21 protein-coding genes are annotated in these 25,161 nt (G+C 43.8%); 14 read left to right on the forward strand and 7 right to left on the reverse strand.

Annotated features, from left to right (window positions below):
- The first annotated feature begins 96 nt into the window (after nucleotides 1–96).
- From L1D21_RS07250 to L1D21_RS07290, 9 genes are all read left to right on the forward strand, one after another.
- Nucleotides 97–318 (forward strand): DUF2788 domain-containing protein, encoded by a 222-nt coding sequence (locus tag L1D21_RS07250; protein ID WP_239844568.1) that lies wholly within the window; start codon nucleotides 97–99, stop codon nucleotides 316–318.
- A 12-nt stretch (nucleotides 319–330) separates the two neighbouring features.
- Nucleotides 331–603, forward strand: coding sequence for a LexA regulated protein (gene ybfE / locus L1D21_RS07255; RefSeq protein WP_239844569.1), 273 nt, complete (start codon nucleotides 331–333; stop codon nucleotides 601–603).
- A gap of 50 nt (nucleotides 604–653) precedes the next feature.
- The gene (gene fldA, locus L1D21_RS07260) at nucleotides 654–1,181 is read left to right on the forward strand and encodes a flavodoxin FldA (RefSeq protein WP_239844570.1); all 528 of its coding nucleotides are present in this window, start codon (nucleotides 654–656) and stop codon (nucleotides 1,179–1,181) included.
- Between the two features lie 60 nt (nucleotides 1,182–1,241).
- Complete coding sequence (gene earP, locus L1D21_RS07265) at nucleotides 1,242–2,432, forward strand: elongation factor P maturation arginine rhamnosyltransferase EarP (RefSeq protein WP_239844571.1); 1,191 nt, start codon at nucleotides 1,242–1,244, stop codon at nucleotides 2,430–2,432.
- Nucleotides 2,433–2,476: 44 nt separating this feature from the next.
- The gene (efp, locus tag L1D21_RS07270; RefSeq protein ID WP_239844572.1) at nucleotides 2,477–3,037 is read left to right on the forward strand and encodes an elongation factor P; all 561 of its coding nucleotides are present in this window, start codon (nucleotides 2,477–2,479) and stop codon (nucleotides 3,035–3,037) included.
- A gap of 260 nt (nucleotides 3,038–3,297) precedes the next feature.
- Complete coding sequence (locus L1D21_RS07275) at nucleotides 3,298–4,512, forward strand: pyridoxal phosphate-dependent aminotransferase (RefSeq protein ID WP_239844573.1); 1,215 nt, start codon at nucleotides 3,298–3,300, stop codon at nucleotides 4,510–4,512.
- A gap of 121 nt (nucleotides 4,513–4,633) precedes the next feature.
- On the forward strand, nucleotides 4,634–5,221 hold the full coding sequence (yfbR, locus tag L1D21_RS07280; RefSeq protein ID WP_239844574.1) for a 5'-deoxynucleotidase: 588 nt from the start codon (nucleotides 4,634–4,636) through the stop codon (nucleotides 5,219–5,221).
- Nucleotides 5,222–5,263: 42 nt separating this feature from the next.
- Entirely contained in the window at nucleotides 5,264–6,595 is a 1,332-nt protein-coding gene (locus L1D21_RS07285) for an anti-phage deoxyguanosine triphosphatase (protein ID WP_239844575.1), read from the forward strand.
- Nucleotides 6,596–6,729: 134 nt separating this feature from the next.
- On the forward strand, nucleotides 6,730–7,680 hold the full coding sequence (locus L1D21_RS07290) for a glycoside hydrolase family 43 protein (protein ID WP_239844576.1): 951 nt from the start codon (nucleotides 6,730–6,732) through the stop codon (nucleotides 7,678–7,680).
- 86 nt (nucleotides 7,681–7,766) lie between these two features.
- On the opposite strand, the gene L1D21_RS07295 is transcribed toward L1D21_RS07290, so the two are convergent.
- Entirely contained in the window at nucleotides 7,767–8,402 is a 636-nt protein-coding gene (locus L1D21_RS07295; RefSeq protein WP_239844577.1) for a YchE family NAAT transporter, read from the reverse strand.
- Between the two features lie 283 nt (nucleotides 8,403–8,685).
- Here L1D21_RS07295 and L1D21_RS07300 point away from each other — a divergent pair, with 283 nt between their 5' ends.
- The gene (locus tag L1D21_RS07300) at nucleotides 8,686–9,315 is read left to right on the forward strand and encodes a 2OG-Fe(II) oxygenase (protein WP_239844578.1); all 630 of its coding nucleotides are present in this window, start codon (nucleotides 8,686–8,688) and stop codon (nucleotides 9,313–9,315) included.
- A 78-nt stretch (nucleotides 9,316–9,393) separates the two neighbouring features.
- On the opposite strand, the gene L1D21_RS07305 is transcribed toward L1D21_RS07300, so the two are convergent.
- The gene (locus L1D21_RS07305) at nucleotides 9,394–11,442 is read right to left on the reverse strand and encodes a S9 family peptidase (RefSeq protein ID WP_239844579.1); all 2,049 of its coding nucleotides are present in this window, start codon (nucleotides 11,440–11,442) and stop codon (nucleotides 9,394–9,396) included.
- A 136-nt stretch (nucleotides 11,443–11,578) separates the two neighbouring features.
- Nucleotides 11,579–13,096 (reverse strand): fumarate hydratase, encoded by a 1,518-nt coding sequence (locus tag L1D21_RS07310; RefSeq protein ID WP_239844580.1) that lies wholly within the window; start codon nucleotides 13,094–13,096, stop codon nucleotides 11,579–11,581.
- 132 nt (nucleotides 13,097–13,228) lie between these two features.
- On the opposite strand from L1D21_RS07310, the gene pabB reads away from it, so the two are divergent.
- The 4 genes from pabB (at nucleotide 13,229) to L1D21_RS07330 (ending at nucleotide 17,301) form a co-directional block, all read left to right on the forward strand.
- Nucleotides 13,229–14,689: an aminodeoxychorismate synthase component I gene (pabB, locus tag L1D21_RS07315; protein ID WP_239844581.1), complete on the forward strand. Its 1,461-nt coding sequence runs from the start codon at nucleotides 13,229–13,231 to the stop codon at nucleotides 14,687–14,689.
- Complete coding sequence (locus tag L1D21_RS07320) at nucleotides 14,679–15,248, forward strand: CoA pyrophosphatase (RefSeq protein ID WP_239844582.1); 570 nt, start codon at nucleotides 14,679–14,681, stop codon at nucleotides 15,246–15,248. The genes pabB and L1D21_RS07320 overlap by 11 nt, the downstream gene beginning before the upstream one ends.
- Before the next feature lie 144 nt (nucleotides 15,249–15,392).
- On the forward strand, nucleotides 15,393–16,793 hold the full coding sequence (gene asnS / locus L1D21_RS07325) for an asparagine--tRNA ligase (protein ID WP_239844583.1): 1,401 nt from the start codon (nucleotides 15,393–15,395) through the stop codon (nucleotides 16,791–16,793).
- Between the two features lie 88 nt (nucleotides 16,794–16,881).
- Complete coding sequence (locus L1D21_RS07330) at nucleotides 16,882–17,301, forward strand: secondary thiamine-phosphate synthase enzyme YjbQ (RefSeq protein WP_239844584.1); 420 nt, start codon at nucleotides 16,882–16,884, stop codon at nucleotides 17,299–17,301.
- A gap of 45 nt (nucleotides 17,302–17,346) precedes the next feature.
- On the opposite strand, the gene L1D21_RS07335 is transcribed toward L1D21_RS07330, so the two are convergent.
- The 4 genes from L1D21_RS07335 to L1D21_RS07350 form a co-directional block, all read right to left on the reverse strand.
- Nucleotides 17,347–20,466: a DEAD/DEAH box helicase gene (locus L1D21_RS07335; RefSeq protein ID WP_239844585.1), complete on the reverse strand. Its 3,120-nt coding sequence runs from the start codon at nucleotides 20,464–20,466 to the stop codon at nucleotides 17,347–17,349.
- Between the two features lie 258 nt (nucleotides 20,467–20,724).
- The gene (locus tag L1D21_RS07340; RefSeq protein ID WP_239844586.1) at nucleotides 20,725–21,939 is read right to left on the reverse strand and encodes an RsmB/NOP family class I SAM-dependent RNA methyltransferase; all 1,215 of its coding nucleotides are present in this window, start codon (nucleotides 21,937–21,939) and stop codon (nucleotides 20,725–20,727) included.
- A gap of 154 nt (nucleotides 21,940–22,093) precedes the next feature.
- A complete protein-coding gene (locus L1D21_RS07345) occupies nucleotides 22,094–23,341 on the reverse strand; it encodes a sugar MFS transporter (RefSeq protein WP_239844587.1) in 1,248 nt (415 codons plus the stop codon).
- A gap of 315 nt (nucleotides 23,342–23,656) precedes the next feature.
- Nucleotides 23,657–25,060, reverse strand: a complete 1,404-nt coding sequence (locus tag L1D21_RS07350) for a DEAD/DEAH box helicase (RefSeq protein WP_239844588.1) — start codon at nucleotides 25,058–25,060, stop codon at nucleotides 23,657–23,659.
- Nucleotides 25,061–25,161: the final 101 nt, after the last annotated feature.

Here is a 25,161-nt window from a genome sequence, read left to right on the forward strand (position 1 = left end):
GCGATATTTTTAGTTAACAGCCATGTAAATCGTATAGCCGACTTGACTTAACTATGCTATATTCGCGCCTCATTTTTTACCTGAGGAAACGTGGTTATGTTATCTCAGTACATGGAACAAATTGAGGCGATAGGCTTAGATCTGTTTTTCGCTTCACTGTTTTTCTTTATTGGTATGGCGATACATGACGTTTTGAAACAAGGCAAGGTGCCTAAGTTTGGTCGCTATATTGTATGGTTGGTATTATTTCTCGGCTGCGCCGGGTTTATAGCTAAGGGATTAATACAGATGTCTTGGGAAGGTACAGGCATCGGTTAAAGCAAAGTTTCAATGGCAAAAGAATCATCAGACAGAACAACGATAGACCTGTTTGCTACTGAAAAACGTCGAGGCCGTCCTCGCAGCAATCCGTTATCCAGAGAGCAACAGTTAAAGGTCAACAAACGTAACCAGGTCCAGCGCGATAAAGCCAACGGACTAAAACGAATAGAGTTAAAGGTGTCACAAGATTTGTATGACGCCTTGAATGAGAAGGCATTGGCCAGTAACATCAGCCGCAGCCAATTAATCGAGTCAATTTTGCTACAGCAAGTTAATCGCTAATACTGAGCAATATTGGATTAACCAAGTAATGAATAGATAAAGGAAAGACAATGGCAACTGTAGGTCTTTTTTTCGGTAGTGACACAGGTAACACCGAAGCTGTCGCCAAGATGATCCAGAAAAAGCTGGGTAAACACATGGTCGATGTTAAAGATATCGCCAAAAGCACCAAAGAACAGATCGCAGAATACGACCTGCTGCTTTTCGGTATCCCGACTTGGTATTACGGTGAAGCACAATGTGACTGGGATGATTTCTTCCCCGATCTTGAGCAAATCGACTTCGACGGTAAACTAGTGGCTATCTTCGGTTGTGGTGACCAGGAAGATTATGCAGAGTATTTCCTTGATGCCATGGGCATGGTTAACGAAATCGTTGAAGCACGTGGTGCTGTAGTTATCGGCCATTGGCCTACAGAGAGTTACGACTTCGAAGCCTCTAAAGGGTTAGCCGATGAGAAACACTTCGTTGGTCTAGGTATCGATGAAGATCGTCAGCCTGAATTGACCGAAGAACGCGTTGACGCTTGGGTTAAACAGATCTACGAAGAGATGTGCCTTGCTGAGCTTGAGGATTAATTCCCTCGCTCAATTAATGATAAAGAAGCGGCTTTTAGCCGCTTTTTTTAGATAATAGCCATGACTAAATCCGACTCTACAAATTTAGCAACATCACAGCACTGGGATATCTTTTGTGCTGTGGTCGACAACTATGGTGATATAGGGGTCACATGGCGACTAGCCAAACAGCTTGCGGCAGAATATCAACTCAGCATGATCCTTTGGGTCGATGATCTCAACAGTTTTTCCCATATCTTGCCAGAGCTAGATCCAAGTAAAGCCATTCAAAGTTTCAACCAGGTGATCATTAAACAGTGGAATCAACCGCTGGATCTAGATTATCAACCTGGCGCAGTATTGATAGAAGCATTCGCTTGTGAGCTTCCGCCCCAGGTTATTGAGCAGATTAACCATTACCATCGCAGTTCTGAACATACAGCGCCATTGTGGTTAAACCTTGAATATCTTAGCGCCGAAGATTGGGTCGAAGGCTGTCATGGACTCCCTTCGCTGCAAAGTAGCGGTATAAAAAAATATTTTTATTTTCCAGGTTTTACCCCTAAAACCGGTGGCTTAATCTGTGAGGCCGATTTATTGGTTCAAAGAGCCGCATGGCAAAACGATATACAACATAAGCAAAGCTTGTTTGCTGAACTTGGACTCACTGGCATAGCCCCAGAAGACAAAGTCATTAGTATCTTCAGCTATGAATCCCCTAGTCTTGCTGCGTTATGTTCACACTGGCAACAAGGCGATAAGAAGATTCACGCCTTGATCCCATTGGGTCGTAGCCTCAATAGCCTTAAGCACTACTTTCCCGATTTAACTCAGCTACAAGCTGGGCAGTCAGTGACCATTGATAATCTCACTTTGCATATACTGCCAATGACAGATCAACAGAACTTCGATCGGCTGTTATGGAGCTGTGATTTCAACATTGTTCGCGGTGAAGATTCCTTTTTACGGGCACAATGGGCGGCGAAACCCTTCATTTGGCACATTTATCCGCAAGAAGATGACTATCACCTGATAAAATTACGAGCCTTTATGGCACTTTATTGTCATAATCTAGCGCCGGAAATAGCAAATAGCTGGACCGCACTGAATTTAGCTTTTAACCAAGGCGATACTGACACCGTCATAGCGGCTTGGGAGCACGTTGGCAATGCCAACAAACCGCTGCAACAACATGTGCTGCAGTGGCAGATAGATGCATTAAATGACGCAGATCTTGCAACACGACTAGTTCAATTTGTCAAAAATAGCTAAGATAGTGCGTTGATATAGAAAAACCTCAAATAGGAAATAGCAAAATGAAAACTGCTCATGAAATCCGTCCTGGCAACGTGATCATGTTAGATGGCAGCCCATGGGTTGTTCAAAAAACTGAAACAACTCGCTCTGGCCGTAACGCGGCTATCGTCAAATTGAAACTGAAGAACCTACTTCAAGATTCATCTACAGAAACCACCTTCAAAGGTGATGACAAGATGGAAGATATCATTCTAGACCGTCTTGACTGTACTTATTCATACTTCGCTGATCCTATGTATGTTTTCATGGACGCTGAGTACAACCAATACGACGTAGAAGCTGATAACTTAGGTGATGCAGCGGCTTATATCGTTGACGGTATGGAAGAGCAATGCCAAGTAACTTTCTATGAAGGCAAAGCTATCTCTGTTGAATTACCAACAAGTGTCGTACGCGAAGTGACTTACACTGAGCCTTCAGCTCGTGGTGATACTTCTGGTAAAGTCATGAAGCCAGCAACGATTGCTGGTGGCGCAACATTAAGTGTTGCTGACTTCGTTAAGACTGGCGATTTCATCGAAATCGATACCCGTACTCACGAATTCAAGAAACGCGCTTAATTTCAATTAAACGCGAATAAACAAAAGCCAGCTTAATTGCTGGCTTTTTTGTGTTACCGAAACAACATAAATCACTAAATAAATTTATATTTGCAGTTTTAAAAATCAACGCGGCAGTGTTAAACATCAAACCTTAGCCACATCTTCTATTTACTGTATTTTTTTATTGCTTGAAGCCCTTTTAAAGCAGGCTGTTTTTCGTTATTGTTCGATGACTTAGTCGAATCATTTCGCCACTGTTTTGTATTTACGAGGTACAGATGCGCCCTATTATTAAGTCCAATAAACTCGACACTGTCTGTTATGACATACGCGGTCCAGTTCATAAAGAAGCACGACGCCTCGAAGATGAAGGCCACCGTATTCTTAAGCTTAATATAGGTAACCCCGCCCCTTTCGGTTTTGAAGCACCTGAAGAAATCGTCCGTGACGTTATCCTCAACCTACCGAGTGCCCAGGGTTACAGCGAGTCCAAAGGCCTCTTCTCGGCGCGTAAAGCCATTGTGCAGTATTACCAAAGCCTAGGATTGTTTGGTGTCGATATCGAAGATATCTATATTGGCAATGGCGTATCGGAACTGATAGTAATGGCCATGCAGGGACTCTTAAATACAGATGATGAAGTCTTGGTTCCTTCGCCAGATTATCCACTTTGGACAGCAGCAGTGCATCTTTCTGGTGGCAACGCCAAACATTACCGCTGTGATGAAGAGTCAGATTGGTTTCCCGATCTGAACGACATTAAATCTAAGATCACCAACCGTACCCGCGGGATTGTGCTAATTAATCCCAATAACCCAACAGGTGCAGTATATTCAAAAGAGTTACTGCTTGAGATCATCGAGATCTGTCGCCAAAACGATATCATTCTGTTCGCAGATGAGATCTACGATAAAATTCTTTACGATGATGCAGTTCATATCCCTGCATCGACCCTGTCTGATGACATTCTTACTGTAACCTTTAATGGCTTATCAAAATCTTATCGTGCAGCAGGTTTTCGCGTTGGCTGGATGATGTTGTCTGGTAACCTAAAAGCGGCCAGAAGTTATATTGAAGGCTTGGATATGTTGGCATCGATGCGCCTATGTTCCAACGTGCCTAATCAACATGCGATTCAAACCGCGTTAGGAGGCTATCAAAGTATCAAAGAATTGACCGCACCTGAAGGTCGCCTCACTTTACAACGTGATACCTGTTATGAACTGCTTAACCAAATTCCAGGCGTAAGTTGTAAAAAACCTCAAGGGGCGCTCTATGCGTTTCCGAAATTGGATGCCAAAAAGTTTAATCTGCGAGATGACGAGCGACTAGTACTCGACTTACTCAAAGAGAAGAAAATCCTGTTAGTTCAAGGCACAGCCTTTAACTGGCCAGAGCCGGATCATGTCAGAGTAGTGTTTCTTCCATACAAAGAAGAGCTGAATAAAGCCATCACTGAGTTTGGTAATTTCTTAGAAGATTATCAGCAATAACCCCAATTTACTGACCTTAAAGAGCGATCACAATGATCGCTTTTTTTATTTCCAATACGCTATTTCTTCGCTGTTTAGCTGTGTTAATGTAATCAAACCTGCAGTAGAAATAGAAGTTAATATGAGTCACCTATTTGCCCATTTAGCCAGAATGAAATTGATCCAGCGCTGGCCTTTGATGTACAACGTCCGCTCTGAAAATGTGCAGGAGCACTCGTTACAGGTCGCTATGGTTGCCCATGCTTTAGCGGTGATCAGTAATAAATTTTATGCCACTAACCTCAACCCTGAACGTGCAGCGACCATCGCTATCTTCCATGATGCCAGCGAAGTGCTCACCGGTGATTTACCCACACCAGTGAAATATTTCAATAAAGAAATTGAGTTTGAATACAAAAAAATTGAAGCTATCGCCGAGCACAGGTTATTAGAGATGGTGCCAGAAGAATTACAAGATGACTATCGTGAATTATTGACCAGCGAGAATACAGATAAAGAATATAAACAAATAGTTAAATCGGCAGACACCCTTTGCGCTTATGTTAAGTGTCTTGAAGAACAGCGGGCAGGAAATCATGAGTTCAATACCGCAAAGAAACGTTTACATCAAGCATTAGCACAAAATGACGATCCTGCCGTTAAATATTTTATCGACAAGTTTATCCCTAGTTTTGAACTGAATTTGGATGATATTAATCGCCTGCTGTAGCTTGAACTTAACTGATTTGGCTAACATCTAGAAGGAAATAGGATGACATCGACTCAATGGCATGAAAGACGCTTAGGTGAAGATAAACATCGCCGTAACGATCACCGCAGTCCTTACCAACGAGATAGAGCTCGTATATTACACTCAGCCGCCTTTCGACGCTTACAAGCTAAAACCCAAGTGTTAGGCGTAGGTATGAATGACTTTTATCGTACCCGCCTCACCCATTCTTTAGAGGTCTCACAGATAGGTACCGGTATACGTGCCCAACTGAAGCAAAAATATCCAGATCTTAAATACTTGCTCGACTCAATGAGCCTGATTGAATCTCTATGTTTAGCTCATGATATAGGGCACCCACCCTTTGGCCATGGCGGTGAAGTGGCGCTCAATTATATGATGCGCAGCGATGGCGGCTTTGAAGGTAACGGCCAGACCTTTCGTATTTTGACAGCATTAGAGCCGTATACAGAATCCTTTGGCATGAACTTGTGCCGTCGTACCTTACTAGGGATCTTAAAGTACCCCAATTATCATGCGAACTTATATCAATCTCAGCCTAAACCTGAGGTCAGTAGCTACCGGCAATTAAAGCCTTCACAATGGCCCCCCGTAAAAGGGATCTTCGATGAAGATCAATCTATTCTCGATTGGGTTTTAGCACCTCTTAGTCCACAAGATAAATCGCTATTTTTAACCACAACCAGCATCAATCAACATCAGCATAAACGTACTTTGTATAAGTCGTTCGATTGCTCAATTATGGAGCTAGCAGATGATACGGCTTATGCAATTCATGATCTTGAAGATGCCATCGCCATGGGGATTGTCACTCAACCCATGTGGCAACAAGATGTTGCTGATGCGCTAGCAGCAAGTAGTGATGATTGGATAAAACAAGAATTTGCCAATATCGGCGACAAACTGTTTTCACTAGAACGTCATCAACGTAAAGATGCCATTGGAACCTTAGTTAATGGCTTTGTTACTGCAATTATTATTGATGATAATCCAGAATTTAGTGAGCCATTGCTACGCTATAACGCGACATTAGAACAACCCTTTAAAGATGCGCTCAACACCTTAAAGCAGTTTGTCTATAAGCGGGTTATTCGTAAACCAGAGATCCAGATGCTCGAATATAAAGGCCAGCAAGTCGTCATGGAGCTGTTTGAAGCGTTTGCATCAGATCCTCAGCGTTTATTACCGCTTAATACACAAGAGCGTTGGCAGGAAGCAAATGACAACAATGGTAACTGTCATCGTGTGATTGCCGATTACATTTCAGGTATGACCGATGAATTTGCTGCGCGGTTACATCAGCATCTATTCAGTGCTAAAACGGGTTCATTGTTTGATTTGCAGCATGGTTAGCATTAGCTTTTATCAAAAATACACTGCACAAAATTCGAGCCTTAATCTGAATTTTATTTAGCAATTGTTGCTAAATGGGAAATTTGGCCGTATAAGCACATATTGAAGTATTGTAATACAATTGGGGAAGTTAAATGAAAAATCAATATGTTGCTATTTTGGGCCTGCTATTTTCAGGCTCGGCTCTCGCTGCGAATCCTGTGATAACCGATGTGTTTACCGCCGATCCGGCGCCTATGGTACATGGTGATACTGTCTATGTTTATGTCGGTCACGATGAAGCTAAGCCAGATGAAGGATACACAATGCATGAGTGGTTGGTGTACTCCTCGACAGATATGGTTAATTGGAAATCTTATCCATCTCCTTTAAAACCCACTGACTTTAGCTGGTCATCAGGTGAAGCCTGGGCGGGTCATGTCATCGAAAAAGAGGGAAAATTCTATTGGTATACCACCAGTGAGCATAAAACCATACATGGTAAGGCCATTGGTGTTGCGGTCAGTGACTCTCCTACCGGACCATTTAAAGACGCCCGCGGGTCTGCATTAATCACCAATGATATGACCAAAGCCACCGATATTAGCTGGGATGATATCGATCCGGCTGCTTATATCGATGAAGATGGCCAAGCTTGGTTGTTCTGGGGAAATCAAAAGGCTTATTACGCTAAATTGAAACCCAATATGATTGAATTAGATGGTGCTATTCATGTTATCCCAGATGCACAGGTGAAAGATTTTACAGAGGCACCTTGGGTCCATAAACGTGGCGATACTTACTACCTGACTTATGCCACTGGATTCCCAGAAAGAACCGCTTATTCAACCGCCACTGACATTCAAGGTCCTTGGACTTATCAAGGCGTCATTGCAGAAGGTGCAGCAAACAGTAATACCATCCACCAAGGAATTGTTGATTTTAAAGGTGAGACTTATTTCTTTTATCACAATGGCATGATGCAACATCCGAACACTGGTGGCAGTTTCCGTCGTTCAACAACGATTGACTACCTGTATTACAATGAGGACGGCAGCATTAAGCCAATCATTCAAACATCGGCAGGTGTGAAGCCTGTAAAATAGCTCACTAAAGAAGTGATTGAATCAGAATTATAGAGACAAAAAAACGCGCTTAATGCGCGTTTTTTGTCTCTATAAAGTTGTTCCAATTATGAGCCAATGACACTGGGAAATAAGCCTTTAAAACCAGCGGCAATCACTTCAATACCAATTGACAGCATTAATAGCCCCATCAAACGAGTGATCACGTTAATTCCGGTTTTACCCAATAATTTAAAAATCATCGGCGCCATTCTAAACAAGGCAAAACTGGTTAATCCAAATAGCACCACGGTTATCGACATGCCTATCAGATCCGTTATGGTATTGTGCTGCGCCGCAGACACAACAACCGAACTAATTGCACCGGGTCCCGCCATCAAAGGTAATGCGAGAGGAACCACGGCAACTGATTCCATACCAGATGCTTCACGGTCTTCCTCTTGGTTACGTTTGACCTCACCCAATTTACCTTGAAGCATCGACATGGCGATAATAGCAATCAGGAAACCACCTGCAATTCTGAAGGCTGATAGCGAAATGCTAAACATATTCAAAATATGCTGGCCCGCTACAATCGTCACTAGCAAAATGATCACCACCGCGATATTGGCATGTTTAGCCGTTTGATTTCGTTCAACTTCGCTCTGGTGGCTGGTTAAACTCACAAATACGGGTAATAGACCTATCGGGTTTATGATAGCGACTAAACCAAGAAAAAATTTAACAAAAAGTGTTAAATCCAATGCCATGTCCTCAGTGACTTTTACTAGTTTGACTAGGTGTTAAAAGTAGTGGTGATAAAAAAACGCTACTTTACATTATTGTTTAATTTTCAGGAAATGAGATTTTCAGGTGTAACTCACAACTTTGACTTAAATATACTAATACAAAAGCTTTTTTTAGCGGCACTCACTCATCTTCTTCTAAATAAAATACATTTTGTCCACACCATAAAAATTATTAGTTATCCAAGACCGACTATCCAGGCTATAACGGCGCACCTTTACCCGTGGATCTTCTATTTAATTGAATAGCTTAGCAGCCGTAGATAATACTGCGAACTTAAATCATATTTGCGACGGTTTAGCCGAAAAAGGCTATGTCATTCTCAATCAATTATTTTCAGATCAGTTACTCGAACAACTGGCCAATAATTTAACTCAACTGGACGCCAATCAATTCAAAACTGCTGCTATCGGAAGACAACATGATCAGCAAGTGGTTGAGTCAATTAGAAGAGATAAGATTTGCTGGTTAAATGATTCGATGACCTTTGCATCGCCCTACTTTGAATGGTCTGAACAACTGAGATTAGCGGTTAATCGTCACTTCTTTTTAGGCTTGTTCGATTACGAAACCATGTTTGCCTATTATGAACCGGGAGCATTTTATAAACGCCATTTGGATGCTTTTAAAGGACAATCGAACCGTAAGTTGACGTCCATTTTGTATCTTAATAAAGAGTGGCAACAAGGAGATGGCGGCGAGTTATTGATCTATCAAGGTGACCAGCCCCAGCCTTTTGCTACAGTAGAACCTAGGTTTGGCACCATGGTGATTTTTTTCAGTGAACAATTTCCTCACGAAGTCACCCTTTCAAAAAAAGATAGGTATAGCCTGACGGGTTGGTACCGAATAAATCAAGGTATTCTCTGATCCCATAAAAGGTATTCTCTATCTTATAAAAAAAGCCAGAACAACTGTTCTGGCTTTATTGTGATCGGGTTTCAAATATTATTTTTTAGTCCAGCGATCCATCCAACCTAATACTTTAGCGTACCACTGCTCCAAGTTATCAGGGTTTAAGATCCAGTGGTTTTCATCTGGATAAATTAGTAATTCAGATGGAATACCTTTACGCTGCATAAAGGTGAACGCCGCTAAGCCTTGACCATATGGAACACGGAAATCTTTCTCACCGTGGATCACTAACATTGGTGTCTTCCAGTTTTCTACATAGTTCACTGGATTAAACTTCTCAAACAATGCTTTGTTTTCTTCATAAGGGCCACCGAATTCAAATTCAGGGAACCATAGCTCTTCAGTCACATAGTACATAGAACGCATATCGAACAAACCCGCGTGATTAACTAAACAGTTAAAACCATCACTCCAATTACCTTGGATCCAGTTCATCATGTAACCACCGTAGGAGCCACCTAATGCACAGGTACGAGTACTGTCTAACCACTTCTGTTGCTCTGTAACCGCAGCAAGACCTTTTTGCAGATCTTCTAGTGGCTTGCCGCCCCAATCTTTAGTGATTGAATCGGTAAATGCCTGACCATAACCGGTTGAGCCGTGGAAATCGATCATCACCACACCATAACCTGCACCAGCCCACAATTGGGCATTCCAACGACCGCTGAACGAGTTACCAAATGAACCTTGTGGGCCACCGTGAACTAAGAAAGCAATAGGATACTTCTTACCCGCTTTATAGTTAGCCGGCTTAATCCAGTAACCATGTACGGTTTCATTATTCCAGCCCTTGAAGTTAAACTGCTGGTATTCACCAAATTTTATCTTAGCTAGCTTTTCTTTATTAACTTCAGTAAGACGCTGCTTATTTTGGCCATCTAATGCCACAGTATAAAGATCGCCAGGCTCAACCAGACTCTTATGGTTAAACAGGATCTTATCTTGGCTTACACCAACGATGCTGTTACTGCCTTGGTTATAGATAGTTTTCACATCACCAAACTGCGTGTTAACTTCGAAAATCGTAACTTGTCCTACATCTTGAGCGGTTACGTAAAGCGTGCGGTTATCACTACCAAAGCTCACCGAACTTGGACTGCGATCCCACAGAGGTGCAACTTCTTTCTCTTGGCCGGTGACCATGTCACGTAACATGATGCGGTAACGGTCTGCTTCAAAGCCTGGCTTAGTCATGGCTAAGTAAGCCATGTAACGGCCATCACTTGAGAATGTTGGTTGTGCATCCCATGCTTTATTAGCTTCAGTCAAGTTTTTCGCTTTACCACCAGTGACAGCGACTTGCCATAAATCATAGTTAGTTTCCCAAGCTTGTGATTTGCTTGGTGCTTTAGCACTGTAAACCACATACTTGCCATCAGGACTAAAGGTTACCTCTTCCATACCAGAGAAAGGCATTGGGGGTGTTTCTGTATCTAAGCCACTGGTAATGTCCACTGGCGCAGTGATGGTTTCACCATTTAATTGAGCCACAAAAAGATGACTACGGCTATGATCACCCCAAGTATCCCAATGGCGTACCATTAACTGATCATATTCACGCCCCGTAGATTTACGCTCAGATTCGGCAGCAAATTTATCGGCGCTACAGGTGAGATCTTTACACTCTGGGAATACACGCACATTGAAAACCACTTGTTGGCTATCTTGTGATAGTTTGAAGCCTTCAATATTCAACGGTAGGTTAGAGATTTTTTGCGCTTCACCGCCATCTAATGCCAGTTCATATAACTGCGAACTACCATCACGGCCAGCTAGGAAAAAGATACTTTTGTCATCATGACTAAAGGCAACGCTGTGTTCGGTTCCCTTAGCAGATGTAATTCGCTTAGCCGTACCTGACCCATCAACAGCTTGAATATAAAGATCTGATTCAGCATCTCCATTTTCATCAATATTTTTCACAGCATAAACGACTTTAGTGCCATCATGTGACATTGCAGCCGAATGCAGCTTATTCATTTTTACAAGATCTTGAACCTTAAAAGGCTCTGGACTAGCAGCGTTAGCGCCTAATGCCACACCTGCGGCAGCTAACGAAAGTATGATTGCAGTTTTTTTCATTGTTATAGTCATCTTTTTGGAGTGGAGATCAGAGAATCCTGATCCAAAATAGCTAAACGCAAAAGCACACTAAACAAAAGTTGGGGATTAGGCAAGCCGCCTATCCCCAATGATTTTATCAATGTGTAAATATTTATTAGCTGAGTTTAACCTTCCAAGTTGCCGGACCGGTTTCATGGGCGTTAACCCCTTCGCTGTCAACAGCAACGGTCACTGGCATATCTTGTACATCAAACTCATAAATGGCTTCCATACCAAGATCTTCAAAAGCCACGACACGCGACTTCTTGATAGCTTTCGATACTAGGTAAGCGGCACCGCCGACTGCCATTAGATAGACAGCTTTGTGCTTCTTAATCGACTCAACTGTTGCTGGACCACGCTCAGCCTTACCAATCATGCCCATCAAACCGGTTTTATCCAACATCAAGTCGGTAAACTTATCCATACGTGTCGCTGTGGTTGGCCCCGCGGGACCAACAACCTCTCCGCCAACGGGATCTACTGGACCGACGTAATAGATAAATTTACCGGTAAAATCCACGCCTTCAGGCAGACCTTCACCACTTTCAATAAGAGTTTGAATACGTTTATGTGCCGCATCACGTCCAGTAAGCATCTTGCCGTTGAGGAGTAATACATCACCGCTCTTCCACTGTTCGATATCGGCTTGAGTGACAGTGTTAAGGTCGACACGACGAACATCTTGACCCGCTTCACGAGTGATCTCTGGCCAATCACTTAGGGAAGGAGGCGTTAGCTCTGCAGGGCCGCTACCATCGAGGTGGAAATGCACATGACGCGTTGCCGCGCAGTTAGGGATCATCACCACAGGCTTAGACGCCGCGTGAGTCGGGGCCGATTTTATTTTGATATCCAAAACTGTGGTTAAACCACCTAAACCTTGAGCACCAATACCTAATTTGTTAGCACGCTCGAAAATTTCAAGACGCAGCTTTTCGTCAGTGGTTTCTGCACCGCGAGCCTGCAACTCATGAATATCAACTGGATCCATTAAGGCTTCTTTAGCCATCACAGCGGCTTTTTCAGCAGTACCACCAATGCCTATGCCTAACATTCCTGGTGGACACCAACCGGCGCCCATCGTCGGTAAGGTTTTCTCAACCCACTGGGCAATATCATCTGAAGGGTTCAGCATCACCATCTTAGATTTGTTTTCCGATCCACCACCTTTAGCCGCAATCGCCACCTCAACATGATTGCCTGGAACCATATCGATATGCACAACTGATGGTGTATTGTCACGGGTGTTCTTACGAGCACCGGCAGGATCTTCAACGATAGATGCACGTAGCGGATTGTCTGGGTTAGTGTAAGCGCGGCGGACACCTTCATCGACCATTTGCTGTACTGTCATATCGTGCTTGTCCCACTGCACCCCCATACCCACTTTAACGAAACAAGTGACGATACCGGTATCTTGACATAAAGGACGCTTACCTTCGGCCGACATGCGAGAATTGATCAAGATCTGCGCGATTGCATCCTTTGCAGCCACACTTTGCTCTTTTTCATAAGCTTCGCTCATGGCATCGACAAAGTCTTTTGGGTGATAATAAGAGATATATTGCAGTGCGTCAGCAACGCTCTCAATGAGATCCGCTTGCTTGATGATGGGCTGTTGTTTACTCACAGACGTTTCCTTTCTCACAGTTTAGTTATGCATCGCCCTATTTTTAGGGTCGCGTATTATTTGAATCTGTTCACAATATGATACTCTTTCGTGACTTTTAGGGGAACATCACTTTTTAGATAAGGTTAATAGATGGTTTATTCGTCAACTCCGGGCGTTGTAGTAAAAAACCTAGACTGGCAAATAGCCACCACCACGCTTTTTAGCCACTTTTGTCATCAACCTTGGGCTATGTTACTCGACTCCGCCGATGCCGATCATATCGATGCACGTTATGACATTATCGTTGCCGAGCCTATCGCCACTCTGGTGACCCAAGCAGATACCACAACCATTTGCCATTTGTCAGGTGCGGTATCGAATCAGTCTGAGCAAAGTGATACCGACCCATTCAAGTTATTACAACAGCAATTGGCGCACTATTTTCCACATGTAACGCATTGCGATTTGCCATTTAGCGGCGGCGCTGTCGGTACATTCAGTTACGATTTAGGCCGCCGTATCGAAACCTTACCCGCCATTGCAAACACAGATATTCAATTACCAGAAATGAATGTGGGCCTTTATCTATGGGCACTTATTTTTGATAAGCAGTTTAAGCAGTGGTCTATGGTGCATTATTTAGGCGAAACCGCCCTCGAACAGCAATTGACTAAAATAGAAGCTCTTCTGTCGAATGTAGAGCCTTTAGCTGATATAGAGCCTTCAGCCAATATAGAGCCCTCAGCTAATAAAGAGCCCTCAGCCCCATTTAAACTGACATCGACTTGGCAATCGCAAATAGATAAACAAGCCTATATCGACAAATTTAATCGAGTGCAATCTTACCTACACAGCGGTGATTGTTATCAAATAAACCTGACTCAACGTTTTGAAGCCAGCTATCAAGGCGATGAATGGCAGGCTTATCAGAAGCTACGTAAGACCAACAAAGCGCCCTTTTCTGCTTTTATTCGCACGCCAAATAATGCCTTGCTGTCGATATCGCCTGAGCGTTTTATTCAGTTGAGGGGCAATGCCATACAAACCAAACCTATCAAGGGCACCTCGCCACGTTCAAATGATCCCCAAGGTGATGAATTAGCTAAGCAACATCTTGTCAACTCAGAGAAAGATCGCGCCGAAAACCTGATGATTGTAGACCTACTGCGAAATGACATCGGCAAAGTTGCTCAAAGTGGCAGCGTCAATGTGCCTAAACTATTTGATATCGAAAGTTTCCCTGCGGTTCATCATTTGGTGAGCACGGTAACGGCTAAACTCGCTCCTGAGTATCACGCCAGCGACCTATTACGCGCAGCCTTTCCCGGTGGCTCAATAACTGGCGCGCCCAAAATTCGTGCAATGGAGATCATCGAGGAGCTAGAGCCTTCTCGTCGTAGCCTTTATTGCGGCTCTATTGGTTATATCAGCCAAGATGGGCAGATGGATTCAAGCATCACCATACGCACTTTAGTAGCCGAAAAGAACAAACTCTATTGCTGGGCTGGCGGCGGCATTGTTGCCGATAGCCAAGTGGATGCTGAATATCAGGAGAGCTATGATAAGGTAAGTAAGATACTACCTATTTTGGCAAGTGAAGATGACGCTTGATGAGTTTAAACATCGCTACGCCCTGCAGGTCTTACCCCAAGACACTGGGCCGTCTATTGCTCGAAAACTCCGTCAAGCCGCTGTATTAGTCGCCTTAATAGAACAAGATAACGAACTTCACTTACTGCTCACTCAGCGGCCAACCCACCTTCGGGCGCATCCTGGGCAGATCAGTTTCCCTGGAGGTAAAGTCGAACAACAAGACAGTTCTATGACAGCCACTGCGCTGCGTGAAGCCTATGAAGAAATTGCCCTGCCCAAGGGCAATGTCGAAGTATTAGGGCAATACCCGACCTTTAATACTTTCACCGGTTTTGCGATCACCCCAATCATCGGGGTGGTGAAACAATCTTTCGTGCCTGTACTCGATCCAGGTGAAGTCGATGAGCTGTTTACCGTCCCCTTGTCTTTTTTATTGGAGCCTCAAAATCGCATCGAAAAACAGTTTACTCGACGCGGCGTTCAATACTCTGTGTATTTTATTCCTTTCAAACATTATATGATTTGGGGGGCAACGGCGGCGATGATCGATACATTTTGTCGTCAAATTAGCCGTTAACGCCTAACGACTATTCCTACAAACACAATTATTTATCTTCAACTGTGTATATATACGGTTTTTCCCTTGAGAAAAGCCGTCAGCAAGGTAATATAAACCTCCAAAATTTTTCATAAAAACGATTCGTTGGAGAACTAAGCAACAATGAGCATTGCATCTGTCGCTTCTGTATTTAAAGGTGATTTTGCGGTTGGTTCGCAAGTGACCGTACGCGGTTGGGTAAGAACTCGCCGAGATTCCAAAGCCGGCATCTCTTTTCTTGCCGTCTATGATGGTTCCTGTTTTGACCCAATTCAGGGCGTGGTGCCAAATAGCTTAGCTAATTACGACAATGAAATTTTAAAATTGACCGCTGGCTGCTCTGTGATCATGACAGGTGAAGTTGTTGAATCTCCAGGTCAAGGTCAAGCCTATGAATTGCAAGTCAGCGCGGTTGAAGTCACAGGTTGGGTTGACGATCCCGATACGTACCCAATGGCGGCTAAGCGTCACTCTATCGAGCACCTTCGTGAATTAGCACATCTTCGTCCTCGTACCAATATCATTGGCGCGGTAGCACGTGTACGTAACTGTTTATCGCAAGCTATCCACCGCTTCTACAATGAAGAAGGCTTCATCTGGGTTTCTACGCCGCTTATCACAGCATCTGACTGTGAAGGCGCCGGTGAGATGTTCCGCGTATCGACATTAGATATGGAAAACTTACCACGTACCGAAGATGGCAAAGTGGATTATAAAGAAGATTTCTTTGGTAAAGAATCTTTCTTAACGGTATCGGGTCAGTTAAACGCTGAAACCTATGCCAGCGCGCTATCAAAAGTGTATACTTTCGGCCCTACTTTCCGTGCTGAAAATTCAAACACTAGCCGCCACTTAGCCGAGTTCTGGATGGTCGAGCCTGAAGTGGCTTTCGCTGACTTAGACGATGTGGCAGGCCTTGCAGAGCGTATGTTGAAGTACTGCTTCAATGCCGTTCTACAAGAACGTCCAGATGATTTGGCATTTTTCGCTCAACGTATCGATAAAACCGTTATTGAACGTCTAGAAAACTTCGTTACCAGTGATTTCGCTCAGGTTGATTACACCGACGCCGTTGAGATCCTGAAAAACTGCGGTAAGAAGTTTGAGTTTGATGTTGAATGGGGTATCGATCTGCAATCTGAGCATGAACGCTACTTAGCCGAAGAGCACTTCAAAGCGCCTGTAGTTGTAAAGAACTATCCAAAAGATATCAAAGCCTTCTATATGCGTTTAAACGATGATGGCAAAACCGTTGCCGCTATGGACGTTCTCGCTCCTGGTATTGGTGAGATCATCGGTGGCGCACAGCGTGAAGAGCGCCTAGATGTGCTTGATACTCGCCTTGCTGAGATGGAACTAAGCCAAGAGGATTACTGGTGGTACCGCGATCTACGTCGTTACGGCACCGTACCTCATGCAGGTTTCGGTCTTGGTTTCGAGCGTTTGGTTTCTTACGTGACTGGTGTTTCGAACATCCGCGACGTGATCCCATTCCCTCGCGCACCTAAATCGGCTAACTTCTAAGTATTCGCATTTAATCGCACAATTTAGTTAGCCTATTAAACGCCCTCACTTTAGAGGGCGTTTTTATTTAACACTTGGAGAGAATATTATGTGGCGGCAAAAACAGATCACGCTAAGTGCTAAACCTCGTGGCTTTCATCTGATCACCGATGAAATTGTGGCAGCCGTCCCTGAACTTAAGCAGTTTAACCTAGGGCTTGCGCACATTTTATTGCAGCATACTTCGGCAGCCATCACTCTAAATGAGAATGCCGATCCCACGGTTAGGGATGACTTTGAAGAATACATCAATCGCTTAGCCCCAGAAAATGCGCCCTATTATCGCCACACCTATGAAGGGGCTGACGATATGCCTGCCCACCTAAAGTCATCACTATTAGGAGTTGAGCTTACATTACCTATAACTAACGGCCGTTTTAACTTGGGCACTTGGCAAGGGATCTATCTCTGTGAGGCGCGCAACCATGGCGGTAAAAGACGAATCATAGTTACCTTACAAGGTGAATAAACACTTTGATGAGTGGCTCGTCGGATGCCATTATTTTGCAGCTAATTACTGCGATTCGCTGATCGGTTGCAGTAAAGCAAGCCAGTCGTCACTGTCCATTTCGGTCGCCGACAGGCTTTCAGTTTGATATAAGCTTTGAGCTAAAGCTTGTTTCGACTGCTGTAACTGCTGGATCCGCTCTTCTACGGTATTTTGACAAATCAATTTATAAACAAATACCGGATTCTGCTGGCCAATACGATAAGCGCGGTCGCTCGCTTGCTCTTCTGCAGCGGGGTTCCACCAAGGATCCACATGAATAACCACATCGGCTTCGGTTAAATTGAGCCCTGCACCACCCGCCTTTAAGCTAATTAAGAACACGTTGACTTCACCACTGCGAAATCGATCGATTACCTTATCTCTATGACGGCTCTTACCCGTCAACATCTCATAGCCGATATCTTGAGCATCTAATTGCGTCGCAATGAGATCAAGCATGCTGGTAAATGAGGAGAAGATCAGGATATTACGCCCATCTTCAATCATGTTAGGTAGCTTATTTTCTAGCCAAGCTAACTTAGAGGATTGCGGCTCTGAATCGCTATCTTGCTGAGCCAAATTGAGCATAGCGGGATGACAACACACTTGGCGCAATTTTAATAAGGCATTGCTGATGGCAATACGATTGGCCTTAGTCCCCGTTTTTAGCATGGCCAACTGCAGCTCTTCCGCCACCGTTAAGCGTATGGTTTCATACAAGTCTGACTGTGACTGACTCAACTCGATTAAGGTATTGATCACCGTTTTCTTGGGTAACTCTGTTGCGACTTGTGATTTAGTGCGGCGCAGCATAAAAGGCGCTATTCGCTGTGCGAGTTTACGCCTAGTGTTATCACAATTATCTTTCTCAATGGGCAGCTTAAACTGACGTTGGTATTGGCTAGCAGAACCTAAAAATCCTGGCATTAAGAAATGAAACAGCGACCAAAGCTCACCTAAGTGATTTTCCATCGGCGTACCGGTCAAACAGAGACGATGGCTAGCATCTAAACCATTAACCAGTTTGGTCACTCGGCTGCGACTATTTTTAATGGTTTGAGCTTCATCCAAGATCACCTGATACCAATGGCGTTGAGATAGCTCATCGGCATCTTGTGCCATAATGCCGTAGCTGGTGATCACCAGATCCATTTCATCTATTTGAGATAACTGCTCGCGTCGACCTCTACCACTCCAGATCAAACAACTCAGTGATGGGCAAAACTGTTTAGCTTCTCGCTGCCAATTAGTTAACAGGCTTGTCGGAGCGATAATAAGTACAGGTGAACACAACTTGCCCTGCTGCTTGTCTATCAGCAGACTACACAAGGTTTGAATGGTTTTGCCAAGCCCCATATCGTCGGCCAAGATCCCCGAGAAATGATGTTGTTTTAAAAACTGTAACCAACTAACACCGTGAGCCTGATAGGGTCTTAGTTGTGCATTAAGCCCTGCAGGCACCACAAACTCACAAGGATCATTTTCTGTTAAGTAACGGCCTAAGGCTAATGCTTGTTCTCGCAACCAAGTGGCACCACTCCATTTGAGCGTCTCAGGCTTACTGTCGCTCTCAAGGGTGAGTGCATGATCTAATTGGGTTAATCTGGCAAGTTGATGCCTAGGTAAAGGCAATTGCTGGTGGTCATTTAGTGGCTGCTTATCATAAAGCTCAGTTAGCACGTTTAAGATCCGTGAGACGCGCTGAGCACTTAACGACAATAACTCGCCAGAGGCTAATTCAATGGTAACAGACTTACTAAAACTCTTATCCAAGCCAGTAGCTGAATCGAATTGCAGGACTGGTTTACCTTGATGAATTAAGTTTCTCAGTAGTGGTAATAAATTGATCCGCTCACCTTCTACTTCGACGCCTAAACTGAGTTCAAACCAATCACGATTAGGCGTCGCCACTTCGGCATACCAGGTATTAGCGCTGACTTTAACAAAGCGCTTCTTCGCCGCAAATTCCACCTGCCAATCGGCTAAACTGAGTTCTCGCAGTAATACTGCATACTCACTGATATCATCGGCTAAAATACGAGCGCCAGCTTCGATGCTATTGACCACTGGTGCTTCATAATGCTGACTGACTAAAGGCAGAGCATTGAGCTTAAGCTGACATTTTGCCAATTGAGTCATCAACGGCGGATGACTTGCCGCGATATAGAGTAACTGAGGTAGATCATAAACCTTACCTTGGTGCTGCATAGTAAATCGCACAATATCTATGGCTGGCAGTCCTTGCTCAAGCCATGGAAACTCAAGGCTCCGTCGTTCGACATCAATACAAGGCTGCCAATCACCATCAAGTTCGATGTGACGAAGCAAGGAGCGATTAATAGCGGCATTTTGCTGCTCATCAAGCACTAGCGTTTGGCTACTCTCATCGATATAACAGTTTGAAGACAGAGGTAACAGATACTCAGAGTCAAAAAAGTCTTCATCGTAATGTACATCTAAACTCAAGGCATTAGCGCTAATATCTTGGAAAAAACAGCGACCACTGCCTGCCAATAGGCAATAAAAATCTGTAGAGAGTGAATTGCTAAGTGGCAATTTAATCTGTTGCTGTTGATTGCTCAACTCTTTTGCCGATAAGCCCTGTTTTAACTGATAAAACAACTGCAAATCGGTTTGGCTGACATATTTAGGTAACGGCGTGGTATTAGCGATATCAAAGCCCAATTCACCTTTATGTTGATAACGACCATTCTTTTTTAAATAGCCTTTATGCACGCTGATAACGTATTGATCACCAGAAACTTGGATCAGGTATAACACCCGGTGGCGCGCCATGGCTGGAAAAGGATCGAATAGTTGATTAGCTTCGCTCTTAAACAAACGGATGGCAGTATCGGCGCGGCGGCTACGAGTCGAGCGGCTATGGAGCTGCTGAGCATTGAACTCTATGGCTAATGCGGCTCCATGACAGCAATCGGATTGTTTACAATCACACTGCTCTACCAACTCATTTTCGTTATAGTGCAACACACAAGAATGGGACTGCTTGTTTTGCACAAACCGCCCGCTCAACTTCTGCGATTGAGCCGAAAAATCAACTAATTGATTTTGCAATAGTAACTGCAAAGCGGCAAAAAGTTGTTGCTGTGTAAAATGCTGAAGCCCTACTAACAATGTATCCATCCGAAACGAAGTATTTAACCCTTTAACCGAAAGTTGAAAGGAGAAATGATATCACTTTTAACCCACATTCATACAGTGGTTAAATCAACATATTGTTAGGGTTGTGCCGCTGCTGTGCGAGAGGATGAAAAGGAAGCGATAGATACAACAAGGACGATGCAAAAGCTATATGGAACACAAGCCGTCATCAACTCAGCTTATGATTAGTAAACTGAGTTGCTGGTGATAACTAAAACAAATTACTGAAGTAAATTACTGTTACACAGCAATGCGCTGCATTCTTGCTAAGTAAAAACCATCGAAGCCGGATTCAGCCACGCTAATCGTTTCGTCATCGATAAAACTAAAATCAGGATTGCTAGCCAGGAAGGTATCTACCTGCTGCCGATTTTCTTGAGGCATAATAGAACAAGTCGCATAAATGAGCATGCCGCCCTCTTTCACCATACGACTATAGCTTTGCAAGATATCTTTTTGTAACTGAACTAGCACAGGTAAACGTTCAGGTGTATCGCGCCATTTTGCATCAGGATTACGCTTTAACACCCCAAGGCCAGAACATGGCACATCTAATAGCACGCGATCCGCTGTCAGTTTAAGGCGCTTTATGGTTTTACTACTGGCAATAATACGGGTTTCGACATTATGCGCCGCCGCTCTGCGTGCACGCTGCTTAAGATTATCGAGTTTCCACTGCTCAACATCCATAGCAAGCAATCGCCCTTTGCCTTGCATTTGCGCCGCAATAGATAAGGTTTTACCACCGGCACCGGCGCAAGCATCGATAACGCGCATGCCCGGCTTAGCATCGACTGCTGCGGCAACCAATTGCGATCCCGCATCCTGCTGCTCAAACAAACCTTGTTTAAAAGCCTCGGTACGGAACAACGCAGAGTCTGACAACACTTCAATGGCTGTATCGACACCATCAACAATTTTTGTTTCAACGCCTTCTAAACGAAGCTTTTGTTGTAACTGTTCACGACTGCACTTAAGTAAGTTGGCTCTGAGATAACGTTTTGGAGACAGTGCTAAAGCTGCACGCTCCAAGGCCCAACTTTTACCTATTTGCGCTTGGCCTAATTGATCAAGCCACTCAGGACAACCATCGAACAAAGCAGGTTTGGTTTTAGCCTCAGATAATCGACGTTCAAACTCTTGCTGCTCAATTAACAGCGAGTATTGTAACTTAGGAACATCTAATTCATGTAGCATGTGCCAGGCATTTAATAAACGCGAGCCAAGTCGTTCAATACCTTCAGGCTGCATATCCGCTAAATAACAATACAGGTTTAAACGGCGCAGCAGATCGCCAGCGACCAAGGTAACTCTAGCTTGCTCAGAGGGTGCCAGCTTTAAGCCTGAAAAATGATGTGAATAGGCACGATCAAGCGGCTTACCCTCATTGAGTACCATAGTCAGTACATTGATAACTAATTCGGTTGAGCTAGGAGAAAGCGACGCATTTAGCATGATAAGGCCTACTTAAGAAAAATCGTGGCGATCATAGGAGTTATAGGGCGCAGACGCAAGTCTATCAACTGCAAAACCCGAGCCCTAAAGCAAGTTCAGACGACAAGCACACAATAAGCGCCCCAAAATAATATTTAGGGCTGGCAAAGCCAAATTAGAGTTTCGACCCTTTAATACCGTAAAACAAAATATAGCAGTAACAAAGAATGGGTAAGAAGAACGCATGTTGGATGCCGATACTGTCAGCCAACAAACCTTGAAGTAATGGGATTATTGCGCCCCCCACAATCGCTAAACAGATAATCCCCGACCCCTGAGAAGTATGGGGGCCAAGATCTCTCAGTGCCAAACTGAAGATAGTGGGAAACATAATTGAGTTAAATAGACCAACCGCCAAAATCGACCACATAGCCAAAGCACCAGAACTATTGATGGCCAGTGCCACTAACGATGCCGCGATGAAAGCATTAAAGGCTAATACATTACCCGCAGGGATTTTCTGCATCACGGCACTGCCGATAAAGCGACCCACCATAGCGCCACCCCAATAATAAGTAATATAACTTGCAGCGCTCGCCTCACTTAATCCACCGATATTATCTTGGGCCAAGAAACTCACTAAAAAGCTGCCAATAGCAACCTCACCACCGACATAGACAAAGATCCCTAATGCGCCCAATACTAAATGTGGAGACTGTAATGCACTGGTTCTACCTTTATAACTGACAACACCCTTTTCACTTTCAACGGTATCTGCATGCTCTTTGATCGTTGGCAGTTTCAATTTAGCAAAGATCAGTGCCAACACAGCAAAAGCCGTAGCCAACATCAAATAGGGCATTTTGACCACATCGGCTTGTGAGGTTTCTACCGCCACAGATAGAATTAACACAGCACCAAAATAGGGAGCCACAGTGGTGCCAAAAGCATTAAAAGCCTGAGTTAAGTTAAGACGACTAGATGCGGTTTCTGGTGAGCCCAATGCATTCACATAAGGATTTGCCGCCACTTGCAGGACTGTCACACCTGAAGCCAGTACAAATAATGCTCCGAGAAATAGACCATACACTTCATAACTCGCTGCGGGATAAAATAATAAACAGCCGCAGGATGCGATAAGCAAACCACTTACAATCCCTTTTTGATAACCAAGACGTTTAACCAGCTTACCAGCGGGAATAGAAACCAAAAAATAAGCCCCGAAGAAGCAAAACTGCACCAGCATCGCCTCGGTGTAGTTAAGAGAGAATGCCGCTTTAAGATGGGGGATTAATATGTCATTTAAGCAGGTGATAAACCCCCACATAAAAAACAGTGAAGTTAACGACACTAACGCAAATCGATAGCTCTGATTATTTGCTTCAACAATAACATTTGAATCAGCTTGTTGGATTAATGCCATGTATTTAATCTCTTTTAAGTATCAAATATTTTCACTTTAAAAGCCACAACATGCTTACCATGGCTATATAAAATCAAGATTTAACAATGATTAGTCTGAACAAATAGGTGTAATAACTGCCGTTGATACCATCCCATTGCGGCAATTAGTCACAGCTTAGGCCAGCATAATAATCGGCCTTAATAATAAGGCCGACACAAAAACAAGCTCATCAAACTAATTGAATAGAAGATTCACCACAAGGGGAATTAGAGGTTTGCCCAGATGTTAATCAATTTTCGTGATAACAATATTGAATAAGATAAGCCAAAGCCGCTAACGCGGCTTATCTGTCCAGGGATTAAAATTAGTTTTGGCTTGAGTTTCGCTCGATAACTTAGGTTTGACTTGCCGCTTATTACCAGCTTGTTCAGACTGCTTTGCCAACTCCCAAGCGCGCTCACTCTTGCTGTTATGATTGGTTTTGCTTTTATGATTAGGCTTGCTGCTCTTATTAGGCTTGGCCGCCTTATCTTTAACTATGCGTTTGCCCTGATCATCACGTTGCGACTTAGGCACATAATTAAGAATCGACACAGGTACCGCTTTTCTCGGAGTAAAACCTGCTATTTCGCGACGCTCTATTAAATGACCTAAACGGCTTTCAATCATGCATAAATTCTTAAAATCATCTTTAGACACCAAAGAAATGGCCTTACCACTGGCACCTGCTCGGCCTGTACGACCAATACGGTGAACGTATTCATCTGCTGGGTAAGGTAAGTCATAATTGATCACCAATGGCAATTCATAGATGTCGATACCACGAGCAGAGATCCCTGTCGAAATAAGATACTTGATCTTACCGGCTTTAAACTCTGCCAAGAGTTGTTCACGTATCACCTGAGTCCGGCCACTGTGAATACACTCTGCTGCGATACCACGTTTCTCCAATTGACTTACCAATTTTGCGGCACCATGTTTAGTCTCAATAAAGATCAAGGCTTGTTGCCATTGGTGCTCATTAATGAGATGACTCAACAACGATGACTTTTTATCTTTATCGACTGTGGTCAACCACTGCTCGATATTGGGCTTGCCCTTCTCTTTCTGTGTTACCGAAAGGTGGATAGCGTTTGGAATTACAGCTTTAGCAAGCTCACGAACGGGTCTCGATAGCGTCGCTGAAAACAGCAAGTTCTGACGGTCTTCAGGCAAGCAATCGATGATTTTATTAATATCTTCGATAAAGCCCATATCTAACATCCTATCGGCTTCATCAAGCACCAGGATTTCAATTTCTTCGAAATGAATCGCCCGTTGAGTATAGAGATCTCGCAGGCGCCCTGGTGTTGCCACCACAACATCGACACCATCTATTAACTGCTGTTTTTGCGGCGCCATTTCAACACCACCATAAATTGGCATAGAGACTAAACCTAATCCTTTACCATAAGCCTTGATACTGTTATCGACTTGAATAGCCAATTCGCGTGTAGGAGTTAAAATCAAGGCTCTTGCGCGTTTTTTGCGCTGTGTCTCTCGTCCTAGCAGCTGAGTCAGTATTGGCAAGACAAAACTCGCAGTTTTACCACTCCCGGTTTGTGCCGCTGCAATCAAATTTTTGCCTTTTAGCGCTAACGGGATCGCCTCACTCTGAATCGGGGTGGGCTCAACATAACCGAGTTCAGTTAAGGTGTTAAACAGGGCTGGGGGTAAACCTAGATTTGCAAAGGTCATGGATCTTCTCATTGATGTTAGCGCTATCGGCTAAAAGGCAGTATGGCTATGTTATCCGCAGCCATTGATGGTTAAAGCTCAAACGGATTAATACAATTAAG

It is taken from the genome of Shewanella sp. Isolate11, from assembly GCF_022398315.1.
Classification (GTDB): domain Bacteria; phylum Pseudomonadota; class Gammaproteobacteria; order Enterobacterales; family Shewanellaceae; genus Shewanella.